This is a genomic window from Gordonia otitidis NBRC 100426 (assembly GCF_000248075.1).
Taxonomy (GTDB): Bacteria; Actinomycetota; Actinomycetes; order Mycobacteriales; family Mycobacteriaceae; genus Gordonia; species Gordonia otitidis.
The window spans coordinates 16,560-28,983 of the sequence record NZ_BAFB01000008.1; the positions used below are offsets into that span (position 1 = coordinate 16,560).

At 65.1% G+C, this 12,424-nt stretch carries 10 protein-coding genes and 1 tRNA gene; 7 read left to right on the plus strand and 4 right to left on the minus strand.

Annotated elements, in window-relative coordinates:
• The first annotated feature begins 110 nt into the window (after positions 1-110).
• From GOOTI_RS01295 to GOOTI_RS25950, 3 genes are all read left to right on the plus strand, one after another.
• Positions 111-2,453: a sulfatase family protein gene (locus GOOTI_RS01295; RefSeq protein ID WP_007236742.1), complete on the plus strand. Its 2,343-nt coding sequence runs from the start codon at positions 111-113 to the stop codon at positions 2,451-2,453.
• 96 nt (positions 2,454-2,549) lie between these two features.
• A complete protein-coding gene (locus tag GOOTI_RS01300; RefSeq protein ID WP_007236743.1) occupies positions 2,550-3,533 on the plus strand; it encodes a TauD/TfdA dioxygenase family protein in 984 nt (327 codons plus the stop codon).
• 146 nt (positions 3,534-3,679) lie between these two features.
• Positions 3,680-4,105 (plus strand): hypothetical protein, encoded by a 426-nt coding sequence (locus GOOTI_RS25950; protein WP_007236744.1) that lies wholly within the window; start codon positions 3,680-3,682, stop codon positions 4,103-4,105.
• A gap of 31 nt (positions 4,106-4,136) precedes the next feature.
• Here GOOTI_RS25950 and GOOTI_RS01310 read toward each other — a convergent pair.
• Both GOOTI_RS01310 and GOOTI_RS01315 read right to left on the minus strand, forming a co-directional pair.
• Positions 4,137-4,209: transfer RNA gene (locus tag GOOTI_RS01310), tRNA-Thr, on the minus strand.
• An 87-nt stretch (positions 4,210-4,296) separates the two neighbouring features.
• Entirely contained in the window at positions 4,297-5,121 is an 825-nt protein-coding gene (locus tag GOOTI_RS01315; RefSeq protein WP_007236745.1) for an esterase/lipase family protein, read from the minus strand.
• A gap of 131 nt (positions 5,122-5,252) precedes the next feature.
• Here GOOTI_RS01315 and GOOTI_RS01320 point away from each other — a divergent pair, with 131 nt between their 5' ends.
• The 3 genes from GOOTI_RS01320 to GOOTI_RS01330 all read left to right on the plus strand — a co-directional run bounded on the left by GOOTI_RS01320 (position 5,253) and on the right by GOOTI_RS01330 (position 8,070).
• A complete protein-coding gene (locus tag GOOTI_RS01320) occupies positions 5,253-5,954 on the plus strand; it encodes a 4a-hydroxytetrahydrobiopterin dehydratase (RefSeq protein WP_007236746.1) in 702 nt (233 codons plus the stop codon).
• Between the two features lie 149 nt (positions 5,955-6,103).
• Entirely contained in the window at positions 6,104-6,808 is a 705-nt protein-coding gene (locus GOOTI_RS01325; RefSeq protein ID WP_007236747.1) for a GntR family transcriptional regulator, read from the plus strand.
• Positions 6,805-8,070: an MFS transporter gene (locus GOOTI_RS01330; RefSeq protein ID WP_007236748.1), complete on the plus strand. Its 1,266-nt coding sequence runs from the start codon at positions 6,805-6,807 to the stop codon at positions 8,068-8,070. Before GOOTI_RS01325 ends, GOOTI_RS01330 begins: the two co-directional genes overlap by 4 nt.
• Before the next feature lie 34 nt (positions 8,071-8,104).
• On the opposite strand, the gene GOOTI_RS01335 is transcribed toward GOOTI_RS01330, so the two are convergent.
• Positions 8,105-8,575: a MarR family winged helix-turn-helix transcriptional regulator gene (locus tag GOOTI_RS01335; RefSeq protein ID WP_007236749.1), complete on the minus strand. Its 471-nt coding sequence runs from the start codon at positions 8,573-8,575 to the stop codon at positions 8,105-8,107.
• A complete protein-coding gene (locus tag GOOTI_RS01340) occupies positions 8,568-9,971 on the minus strand; it encodes an MFS transporter (protein WP_007236750.1) in 1,404 nt (467 codons plus the stop codon). Before GOOTI_RS01340 ends, GOOTI_RS01335 begins: the two co-directional genes overlap by 8 nt.
• A gap of 228 nt (positions 9,972-10,199) precedes the next feature.
• Between GOOTI_RS01340 and GOOTI_RS01345 the strand changes: the two genes are divergently transcribed.
• Positions 10,200-12,263 (plus strand): DUF6541 family protein, encoded by a 2,064-nt coding sequence (locus GOOTI_RS01345; protein ID WP_007236751.1) that lies wholly within the window; start codon positions 10,200-10,202, stop codon positions 12,261-12,263.
• The last annotated feature ends 161 nt before the right edge of the window (positions 12,264-12,424 follow it).

Here is a 12,424-nt window from a genome sequence, read left to right on the forward strand (position 1 = left end):
ACTTTCCCGGCAGCGTCGGAGAAAGGGTTGACAGACCCGACCGTCGTGCCAATGGTGTGTGGGGCACAACCGCGGACAGCGATGACCGTGCGACATCCAAGGAGTAGGTGATGACCGGAAGCAGCGGCGAAATACCCGACTATGCACGGGGATACGAGGGATTCGGGGGTCGAGTTGGTCGCACCTCGTCGCAATCGACACCCTGGTGGAAGCCCGAACCGAGTGCACCGGCAGGAGCGCCGAACATCGTCGTCGTACTCATCGACGACATGGGCTATTCCGATATCTCGCCGTTCGGTGCGGAGATCGACACACCCAACATCGCGGCGCTCGCCGACCGTGGATTCCGGTTGTCGAACTACCACACGACGCCGGTCTGTTCGCCGGCCCGCGCCGCGCTGCTGACCGGACTCAACCCGCACCGCGCGGGCTACGGCAGTGTGGCGAACTCCGATCCGGGTTATCCCGGCTTGCGTCTCGAACTCGCCGACGACGTGCTCTCGCTGCCGGAGATCCTGCGCGCCAACGGCTACGCGACCTACGCCGTCGGTAAGTGGCATCTCGCGCGTGACGCGAACATGAGTCCGGGTCGCACCCGCGACTCGTGGCCGCTGCAGCGCGGGTTCGACTCGTACTACGGCTCGCTCGAAGGGCTGAACTCGTTCTTCTACCCCAACCAGCTCATCGCCGACAATTCAGTCGTGGACGTCGACGAGTACCCCGATGACTACTACGTCACCGACGATCTCACCGAACATGCTGTCGCGCAGATCAAGTCGCTGCGCGCGCACGATGCGGAGAAGCCCTTCTTCCTCTACTTCGCGCATATCGCCATGCACGGCCCGCACCAGGTCAAGAACTCCGATCTGGAGAAGTATCGCGGACGATATGCCGAGGGATGGGATGTGTTGCGTCAGCGACGATTCGACCGCCAGGTCGCAGAAGGACTGTTCGACCCGGATACGCCGATCGCCGAGCGCAACACCGAGCCCGGTTACGACGCGCCGCCCTGGGATGAACTCGATGTGTCGGAGCAGCAGCGGTTCGCGAAGTACCAGGAGGTCTATGCGGCCATGGTCGATTCGGTCGACCAGAGTGTCGGGCGAATCGTCGACACGCTGACCGAACTCGGAGAGCTCGACAACACGATCATCGTCTTCACCTCTGACAACGGAGGTACCGCCGAGGGCGGACCGGTCGGAACCCGTTCGTACTTCAGCCAATTCGTGCACGGACCGGTGCCGTCGGACTGGGAGCGCGACGTTCCGCACGATGAGGAACTCATCGGCAGCGCGGCTCTCGGGGTGCACTATCCGCGCGGCTGGGGCCAGGCGTCGAACACGCCATTCCGTTTCTACAAGGGGCAGACATTCGCTGGTGGTGTGCGGGTGCCGTTCGTGCTGTCGTGGCCGCAGGGCCTGCCGCGGGACGCTGCCGACAACGGTGTCCGCCGCCAGTATGCGTACGTGACGGATCTGGTGCCGACGCTGCTCGAGTTGGCAGGGGTCGAGGCGCCGAACGAGCGGCACGGCAAGCCGGCACAGTCGCGCGACGGCCTCAGTGCTGCAGCGTTTCTGCGCGATCCCGCGGCGAGCTCGGACCACACCGAGCAGTACGCGGAGTTCGGTGGCCACCGCGGGTACTACCGGGACGGGTGGAAACTGCTGTCCCTTCACCGGGCACCGGATCGCGTCGACGATCCCGAGTGGGAACTCTACGACGTGACCACCGACCCGGCGGAGACGCGCGACGTGGCTGCCGAGAATCCCGAACTCGTCGCCGAACTGGCGCGCGCGTGGGACGAGGCCGCCTGGCGCAACACCGTTTTCCCGCTCTACGATTCGCCCGCCGATCAGGTACGTCGACGACCAGACGAAGACCGTTACAGCGACCCCGTGCGCATCCTCGCGGGTACACCGACACTCGAGCGGTATCGCTCGAGCAAACTGATCGCCTACCGAGACTTCGACATCGAGGTCGAACTGCGCGACTGGACTGTCGGCGACGAAGGCGTGCTGGTCGCGCACGGTGATCCGCAGGGCGGGTACGTGTTGTACGTCGAGGATGGGACGGCGCATTTCGTGTTCAACAGTTATGGCCGCATCGCACGCGCGTCCGGCGAGTTGCCCGCGGGCGTCGACACGATAGTGCTCCGTGCCGTTGCCACACCTCAGGTGCGCTGGGATTTCGTACTAGAGACGTCGGCCGGTGGTCAGGTCGAGGTGATCGCCAAGTTGGACAACCAGTTCCAACTCGTGGGAATGGCCCCATGGACGGGCATCTCGGTTGGTCTCGATGCGCGCGGGCCAGTCGACGTCGAGCTGCGGGCGCGGCGGGGAGTGTTCCGCTTCGGTCCTGCGCTGCGGGCGGTGAACTATCGGCCGGGTGCGGTGCGTGTGCCCGCGGGCATTCGTCGTGAGATCGACGAAAGCGCGGAGTACCACGCCGATTGATCGGCGCAAGGTTGTGATCGTCGTGAGCGTGAAGCTTCTCGCACGCGCCGATCGATGAGGAAATCGAAAGACGACATCAGCTCAAGGAGTGCAATAGTGACACTGACACAGATCGACGAACGTAACGACAGCGAGACTGCGGCACAACAGATCTACGACGCCGGATCGATCACCGTGACCAAGCTCGGCGAGAACATCGGTGCGAAGATCGACGGCGTTCGGCTCGGCGGCGACCTCGCCGACGAGCAGATCGAGGCCATCCGCACTGCTCTCGCGGTCAACAAGGTGGTCGCGTTCACCGGACAGGACCACCTCGACGACGAGACGCAGTACGCATTCGCCTCACTGCTCGGTGAGCCCACTGCGCCGCACCCCACCGTGACATCGCGTGGCGACCAACTGTTGACCATCGAAGGTGCGGCAAATAGTTGGCATTCGGACGTGACGTTCGTCGATCGCATCCCCAAGGCGTCGTTGCTGCGGCCGATCGTGCTCCCGACGTACGGCGGAGCCACCACCTGGGCGTCGACCGTCGCCGCCTACCAGCAGTTGCCCAAGCCGCTGCGTTCGCTGGTCGACGATCTGTGGGCGACACACTCCAACCTGTACGACTATGTGGGACAGAAGGAACCGTCGGGCGGCGTCGACGTCGCGCAGAAGGCCGAGCACTACGCGGAGTTCACCAGCTCCGAGTACGAGACCCTGCATCCCGTGGTCCGTGTGCACCCGGAGACCGGTGAGCGCAGCCTGCTGCTCGGACACTTCGCCAAGGAGTTCCGCGGCCTGAAAGCGTCGGAGTTCGCGAATCTGTACCAGCTGCTGCAGGCTCGGATCACCAAGCTGGAGAACACCTTCCGCTGGAACTGGAGTTACGGCGACCTGGTGATCTGGGACAATCGTGCCACCCAGCACTACGGTATCGCCGATTTCGGCAACCAGAAGCGTCAGCTGCATCGGATCACGCTTGCGGGCGACATCCCCGTCGACATCAACGGTCACCAGAGTCAGGTACTCAAAGGCGATGCGTCGCACTACTCCTCGGTGGAGGATTCGAAGCGACTGCGCGCCTTCGCTGCTTGATCCGCCTGCCGGACACCGTCCGGAGAGCGCGAGATGCGGTCGGACCATGGACTGGGTCCGGCCGCATCGTGCGTCCACGGATCGCGTCGCCGGGTCTGTGGATGACGTGGGTGGCGTGACGGACTTGTCGCACTAAACTCCTCCGCATGTCGATGAGCGCGAAGTTCGGAGTCTGTTGTGGTGCCCTCGCGGTGCTGGCCCTTGCGGGCTGCTCGTCGTCGGGCCAGCCTGTGGCCGAGGGGGATTCCGGCGGCGCGTCGAATTCTGTTCCAGCGGCACCCGAGAGTACGGCGGCCGTGCAGCCTACCGGCCCCGCGGTCGGGACCGCGACGATGAAGGTCCTGGGGGGCTCGGCCCCTGTCACCATCCGTTACCGGATCAACGGCGGACCGGAAACCACCGAGACCTCGGTGACCCTGCCGTGGAGCAAGGACTACCCCGTCTACAACGAGGTGTCGTCGAGCGTCAGTGTCACCGGCGGCGAGGTCACCTGCACGATCATGATGGGCAGCAACCTCGTGTCCTACAAGACCGAGACGAATCCGACCTGCGAGTTCGCGTACTACGGGTGAGATGGCGGGGGAACAAACCCCCGCCCTGCGGAGCCGCCTAGGAGAATCGAACTCCTGACCTATTCATTACGAGTGAATCGCTCTACCGACTGAGCTAAGGCGGCGTGCTGCGCGAGGCAGCGCTCACGAGTGTAGCGAGCGAGCTCGGAGGAACCAAAACCGGGCGTCGTCGATGTCTCGGAGTCTGTACCTCAGAACGGGAAGTCCCGGCCACACGGAACTGCGACGGGTGAGCTCGGATCGAGCGCGTTCTGCACCAGCGCGGCCACCGTCGGCGAGTAGATCATGCCGAGGTGTCCGACCTCCGACGCGGGGCACACATCCTGTACGACGGTGTTGGTCACGTTGGATGCGGGCTCCATCAGCGCGTTGTGCAGGGGGAACACGACTTCGTCGTGGGTCGTGGCCAGGTTGACGTAGCGGATGTTCGGGTGGTTGGGCCCGTTGTCGCCTTCGCCCGGAGGTGGTGGTGTTCCACCGAACGAGTAGCCGCGGTTGGCTCCTGACACGTTGACCATGGTGCCGATCTGCTCGGCTCTTCCGGGCAACTGGGTGACCGATTGTGCGACTGCCGCACCCTGGGAATGGCCGACCAGGTCGACGGTTGTCGCGCCGGTCGTCTTCCTCACCTGGTCGATGAAGTCGGCCAACTGTTGGGTCGACGTCACCCTCGGGCCGAGTCCGCCGACCGATCCGCTGCCGGGCACCTGACCAAAGGTGAACGTGTAAACACAGAAACCGGCGTTGGCCAGGGTCGGCGCGAGAAACGACCACGCCGACGCCTGATTCGACGCGGTGCCGTGCACCAGGATGACCGGATCACGGGCGTAGCGATCCTCACAGCCGGGCCGATTCGCCCCGGCGGGGGCGGCATCGGCGGGGCCGGTCAGCCCATCACGTTGCGCGGCCACCACATCTGTGGTGACCGGATAGGCGGCGACAGCCGCACCGGCGCCGAACGTCATCCCCAAGAGAGTTGCCGAGAGCACCAGCGCCGCGCGTACGCGTCTGCGCATGCGTCGATCTTCCCAGAACCGGGCACCACGCGAAAGATGACGAGACAATTGCATGAACACCTGACAACCGGTTCGTCTCGATCGGGCACAAAGCATGAGCCAGGAGCGGTGATCGGCCGTACCGTCGGCGTATGGCACCCTCTCCGCGAAAGCCCGTCACCGCAGCAGACGCCACCGCCCGACTCTCCGATCCCTGGCGGGTCATCGGCAACAGCGTCCGAGCCGGGTACGACACCGGATCGATGGCGCGCGGCGTGCGTTTTCTGCATCGGATAGCACAGGAAGCCGAGATTGCCGACCATCATCCCGACATCGATCTCCGTTACGGCACAATCCATCTCACCATCGCGACGCACAGTAGCCATCGCATCACCGAAGCCGACGTCGCGCTGGCGAACCTCATCGCACAGATCGCGCGTGAACTCGAACTCGAACCGCTCTCCCTGCCTGAAGCGCGCTTCGACGTCGCCATCGATGCCCTCGACATCGACAGCATCCGACCCTTCTGGATCGCCGTGCTCGGCTACACGGAGCTCGACGGCGAGGCGCGCGAGTTCGAAGCCGCGGATCTCGTCGACCCGGCGGGCCGCCTGCCGGCGGTCTGGTTCCAGCAGATGGACACCGAGCGGCCACAGCGCAACCGCATTCACATCGATCTATGGGTTCCGCACGACGAGGTCGACGCACGCCTGAAGGCCGCGCAGGACGCGGGCGGCACCCTGGTCAGCGACGAGTTCGCCCCTTCGTGGTGGGTGCTCGCCGACGCGGAGGGCAACGAGGTGTGCTTGTGCACCTGGCAGGAGCGTGCGGAGAAGGAATTCGTCGGCGCCTGACCACCGGAGACCGGAGGCGAAGGTTTGGGCTGAAACGACTGAAAACGGGCGAGGCCTTATTGCCGCGCGGTCGGCTCCCGCTCGGCGACGCCGCCGATCTCGTCACAAAGATTCGACTCGCTAAGCAAACCGGTGTACAACTTGTATCTATGTTGGATCTGAGTGCTGCGTCCGCGGCCGATCGGGTATACGGCGAGGTCAAGGAACTGATCCTGACCAACGCCATTGCCGGGGGCGAGCTCATCAGCGAGGGCGAGGTGGCCCAGCGCTGCGAGGTCAGCCGCACCCCGGTCCGTGAGGCGTTCCTGCGGCTGCAGGCCGAAGGCTGGATGAGGCTCTATCCCAAACGAGGCGCCCTGGTCCTCCCGGTCACCGACACCGAGGCCCGCGACGTCGTCGACGCGCGGATCCTCATCGAAACCCACGCGGTTCGCACAGTGGTGGCCAGCGGAAGGGTGACCGGAGAGTTGATCGCGAACCTCCGCCGGAATGTGGCCCTGCACGCGAAAGTGGACGCCGACGACATCGCGACCTTCGCCCGGCTCGACGCCGAGTTCCATCAGTTCATCGTCTCGGCAGGACACAACGGCGTGCTCGCCGACTTCTACCTCGGTCTCGCCGAACGCCAGCGGCGGATGACGACTGCCAGTGTGCATCGCGAGCCGACGGTCACCCCGCGGATCATCGCCGAGCACACCGCGCTCGCCGACTCGATCGAACGCTGCGACGCCGACGAGTTTGCGACGTTGCTCGTGGATCACGTCGCGGGCGTGCACCGGATCGACGACGTCCACGCCGTACACGTTCAGGCCGGCACAGCTTCGATGACTTCAGCTCTGGAAGGACAACAGTGACGACCACCGCAGCAAACGCACCATCCACAGCAGCCGGCTCGACGGTCCGTCGTACCGCGTGGATCGCCGTGGCACTCGCGGTGTTCGCGTCCGCCTGGGGTGGAAACGAATTCACCCCGCTGCTCGTGATGTACCGCGAGACCGGCAATTTCGGTGCCGTCGCGGTCGACGCGCTGCTGTTCCTCTACGTGGTGGGCATCGTGCCGTCGTTGCTGATCGGAGGTCCGCTCTCGGATCGGATCGGACGTCGCCCACTCATGCTTCCCGCGCCGGTCTTCGCGGCGGTGGGGTCGTTGCTCCTGGCTTTGGGTGCGAATTCCATAGTGCTGCTGTCCATCGGTCGGGTGTTCAGCGGTATCGCGCTCGGTCTGTCGATGGCGGTCGGCGGTAGCTGGATCACCGAGTTGTCCGTCCGTGGCGGTGACACTGCGGCATCCGGTGCGCGCCGCGCCGCGATGAGCTTGACGGCCGGGTTCGGGATCGGCGCAGGTGTGGCCGGTGTGCTTGCGCAGTGGGCTCCGTGGCCGCATGTTCTGGCCTATGTCGTGAACATCTCGCTGGCAGCCTTCGCGATGGTTCTGCTTCTGCTCCGTGCACCCGAAACGCGTTCGGCCAGTGCTACTCCCGGGCGTCTTGTCGACGATCTGAAGATACCGTCGGCGGGCCATCGTCGGTTCCTGTTCGTGGTGTTGCCGGTCGCGCCGTGGGTGTTCGGTGCGTGTGCGTCTGCGTACGCGATCATCCCCGCATTGATGTCTGCACGGACCGCGGGTGCGCCGATCGCGTTTGCGGCATTGTGCTGTGTGCTCGGGCTGGCCGCCGGCTTCGGTATCCAATCACTCGGCCGTCGGATCGACAATCCCGACGGGGTGCGCGGGGTCGTGACAGCTCTGACGGTGCTCGCCGTCGGCATGGCACTAGCCGCGGTCGCCGCGCACATGTTGACGATCTGGATGTCGCTGATAGCGGCCACCGTTCTCGGCTGCGGCTACGGCATGGCGATGATCTCGGGACTGCTCGAGGTCCAGCGCATCGCCGCGCAGACCAGCGCGAATACGGGCCGCAATGACCTCGCCGGTCTGACGGCGGTGTTCTACAGCGTCACCTACCTGGGGTTTGCTATTCCTGCGGTGCTCGCGGTGATCACGGAGTTCTGGCACGCCGTCACCTATACCCACATGTTCATCTTCGGAATCGTCGCGGCGCTGCTCTGTCTCGCCGTTGCGATGTACGGACATCGGAGGCACACCGCAGCTGTGTGAGGGCGCCGGTTCACCAGTCAGGTGCTTTGCAGCGTCACTCGTTCGGTGGGCGTCGGGAGAACATGTCGTGTAGCAGTTGCAGTTCCGACGTCGATGCCCGAGTGAGGACGTCCGGGGCCGGATCGTCCACCGACCAGACCTCTTGTAACACCGATCTTCCGGCGTCGGTGATACACACCTGCTTTCGTCGACGATCCGTTGACGACGCTTCGCGCACAACATATCCCGCGGCTTCGAGGTCGGACACCGCTACCGAGGCGGCAGGGGCGTCGATCGTCGCGGCCTGGGCGATCTCGGTGATCGTCAGCGGACCGTTGCGTAGTCGCTTCAACACGCGAATCCTGCTAAACGGCAGCCCGGTTGCGGCGACGACGGCGCGTCGCCAGGCGTCGCGGGAATCCGTGACGAACGACGTCAGTTCGCGCCAGACCTGAGTGACGAGCTCGTCGTGGCTCGTCGATTCGGCTGCTGTCAGGCGGTCGGCTGGGTCGTCTCGATCAGGCATCGGCCATCTCCGGTTCGATCAGTCGCTGTGACACCCTGCTCGCGGTACGCAGTGCCCAGGGCGTCGTGGACATGATGCCGAGCACCAGAATCGCTGCGCTGAAAGCGATCACGATCCACCACATCGCCGTCATGGCGGTCGAGAAGTCGACGGCGGTGTGCGCCGCGGCCAGCCCTGTGACGCTACCGGCAAGAGCCACGCCGAGACTGACACCGATCTGGCGACTCGTCGACGCCACGGCACTCGCGGCACCCGCTCGGTGTCGGGGCATGCCTGCGACGGCAGAGTTGGTGATGGGTGCGTTGATCATCCCGAAGCCCAGCCCGTAGATCAAGAACATGAAGGCGAGCAACGGAATCGGGGTGGCATCGTCGATGAAGAGCATCATCGACGAACTCACCAGGAGTGCGATCCCGGCGATCACCAGCGACGGTCGGGTGCCCCAGCGGCCAACGGCTCGTCCGGAGAGCGGTGAGCAGATCAGCACGGCCAAGGCCGGAGGCACGAGCATGGCGCCGGTGCCGACCGCGCTGAATCCTCGGTCCTCCTGCAGATAGAGCGACATCAGGAACAGGAAGCCGCCCCAGTTCGCGAACGCGCAGATCGCGATGACGGTTGCAGAGGCAAAGGGCACGCTACCGAAGAAGCGGAGGTCGATGAAGGGATCCTCGTGACGCCGCTCCCAGATCAGGAAACCGACGAAAGCGGCTGCGGCTACTACGAACACGGTGATGGTTCGGGTCGATCCCCAGCCGTGGCCCGGGCCTTCGATGAGACCGTAGACGGTGCCGCCCAGGGCGATCATCGCCAGAGCCTGGCCGACGGGATCGAGAGTGCGCATGATGGGCGAGCGCGATTCCGGGACGAGGATGGCGGTCAGCACGAACGCGAGGAGACAGATCGGCAGGTTGATCCAGAACACGGCACGCCATCCGACGGTGTCGATGAGCACGCCACCGACGATCGGGCCGGCCGCCATGGAGATGCCGACCACCGAACCCCACACTCCGATGGCACGGGCACGCTCGCGCGGATCGACGAAGATCTGCGTGATGATCGACATCGCGACGGGGTTGAGCATCGACCCGCCGATGGCCTGCAGTGCGCGGGCGGCGATGAGGACGCCGACAGTCGGTGCGAGGCTGCAGGCGAGCGACCCGATGGCGAAGGTGAAGAGTCCGATCTGGAACACCCGTCGTCGACCGTAGCGGTCGGCGGTGGCGCCCGACGCCATCAGCAGGCTGGCCAACACCAACGTGTAGATGTCGATGACCCACTGCAGCGACGACACGCTCGCGTTCAGATCACTCCGGATCGCGGGAAGTGCGACGTTGACGATCGTCGCGTCCATCGACACGATGAGCAGGCTCATGCAACAGGTGGCGAGGATCGCCATCTTCCTGCGCGGCGTCAGCTCGACAGAAGTGGTTGTGGACATACAAAGATTGTAGAACTACAAGTATCTGGCGTCCAGGGTTGTGCCCGGGTGAGTACGGTGACGGGCGGCTACGGGGACGAGGGTCACATCGTGTGGGCGCGGTAACCTGCACGAGGTCGACCGGTATGTGGGCGCGGGACGTTTCCGACGCATGCCGTCATCGGATGAGTGAAAGGACGGCTGTCAGTGCTGCTCGGGGCGTGGGTGAGTGTGGTGACCGTCCTCCTACTCCTTGTCCCCGGAGCGGTCGTCGGGCGTCGGATGACGTTGACGTGGCCGGTGGCCATCGCCGCGGGCGCGCCCATCACGTTCGCCATCGTGAGCGTGTTCACCGTGCTCTTCGGTGCGATCGGCTTCGAATGGAACGTCATCAGCGCACTTGTCGCGCTGCTCATCTCCTACGCACTCGCCTGGATCTATTCTGCGTTGCTCGGTACCCGGGCGGGACGTCGAATCGCACCTGCACCTGCTGCGACGTCGACGAATGAGACAGTCGACGCCCCGCTCGGTCGTGCTGCTGCGTTGCGGGGAGGCATCGGCATTGCACTGGGGGCGATCATCATCGCGATCACCTGCATCCGCCCCGTTGCGAAGACCGCATTCGCGGGTCTCGACAACATCCCGCAGGTGTGGGACTCACTCTGGCATGCGAGTTCGTTGCGCTGGATTCACGACACCGGCGTCGGATCGTCGCTGCGCATGGGCGAACTGATGAACTACGACACGCACGGATTCAACTACTACCCGAACACCTGGCACGCGCTCGGGGCCTTGGAGATCCCGTTGACCGGTGCGAATCCGGTGCAGCTCTACAACACCTATTCGCCCGCGACCTTGGCTGTCACCGTGACACTCGGCGTCGCCTCGCTGGCCTACTGGTTCGCGCGGCACCGCTTCGACACCTCCGCGTCGGCGCTGATCGCCGGGGTCGCCGGTGCGGTCGCGGCGCTGTTCCCGTCGCTGCCCTACGTTGAAGTCCAGTTGACGTCGGTGCCCAACGCCGTGGGTGTGTCGATGGCGCCGATCGCTGCGGTGTTGACGATCAGTGCGGTGCGGGATCGCCGGCGGGTGCTGCCCGCGGCGGTCGCGGTGTCCGGAGTGACGGCGACGCACCCGTCAGGGCTGATCCTCGTCGGGGTGATCGTCGGATTCTGGTGGTTGTTCGAGGCGTTGCGTCGACCTGTGCACAGCCGGGTCGGGGACTTCCTCACGCTGGTCGTGGCGGGTCTGGTGACGGTGGTGCTGGTCTTCCCGGTGGTGTTGGGAACGATCAAGGTCGCAGACACGAACGAATTGCCCTTCTTCGACTTCCGTGTCGACACGGTCGGCGTGCTGGAGGGGCTCTCGCAAGCCCTGTTCAACGGCACGGTGCCGTTGCAGACGCAGGACTACCCGGTGTGGGGGCTGGTGATCTTGACCGTGCTCGGTGCCGCCGCGTTGTTGTGGCTGCGGTGCTGGGGTGGCCTGGTGACCTGGGCGGTGTTCGTGTTGGTCACCGCCAATTCGGTTGTCTCGCTTGGGCCGTTGTCGGGGCCACTCGGTGTGATCGGTGGCTACTTCTACAACTCGCCGCACCGTCTGACGTTCGTGGTGTCACTGTTCTCGGCTGCTGCGGTCGGCGTCGCATTGGGTATCCTTGCGCTCGCTGTCGCCTGCCGGATCGCGAACGCCGGCTCTGCTGATTCCGTTGCGACGCAACGTCGTTGGGCAGTACCGGCGGTCTTCGCCGTACTGCTGGTTCTGGTCGCGGGCGCCGGCGTCTGGCGCTATCCGCCAAATGCGCAGATCGCGTCGAAGGAACGGGGCGAAAAGCTCGTCGGTCGAGACGACCTGGCTGCCTACCACTGGTTGGAGCGCCAACCTGATGCACACGGTGCGCTGATCCTGAACAACCTCGATCAGGGCACCGGCTGGCTGTATCCGGTCACCGGACTGACGCCGCTGTTCTCCTTCTACCGTGCCAACGACTTCTCGCCACGTCAGCGCGATCTGTTCTGGGGCACCGCGCAGATCGGCAGCGATCCTCACGTCGATCAGATCGTGCGGGACATGAACGTGCACTACGTGGTCGACAGTCCGCCGAGCTACTGGCCGTTCCAGAACGGCGTACCCGATCCGGAGCACGGCGTGCAGGGCGATCCGTTCCTCGCGTTGCGCGAACACGGCGCACCCGGGCTGACCGAGGTGTTCCGGCAGGGCACCGCCACCGTCTATCGAGTGAACGAGAGCGTGCTGCGGCCCGGCGGGTGAGTCGCGACGGGCCGGGTGCGGTGGTGCGCAGGCTGCGGCCTCCGGCGCGGTGGTCGGGGGGCTGGGGGTGCTGCAGAAAGTGGGGGAAGGAGTTCTTCCCCGGGTTTTGGTCGTTTCCGCGGGTTGTTTCTGGGGGAAGGGGATGGAGCTAGGGGAAGGGT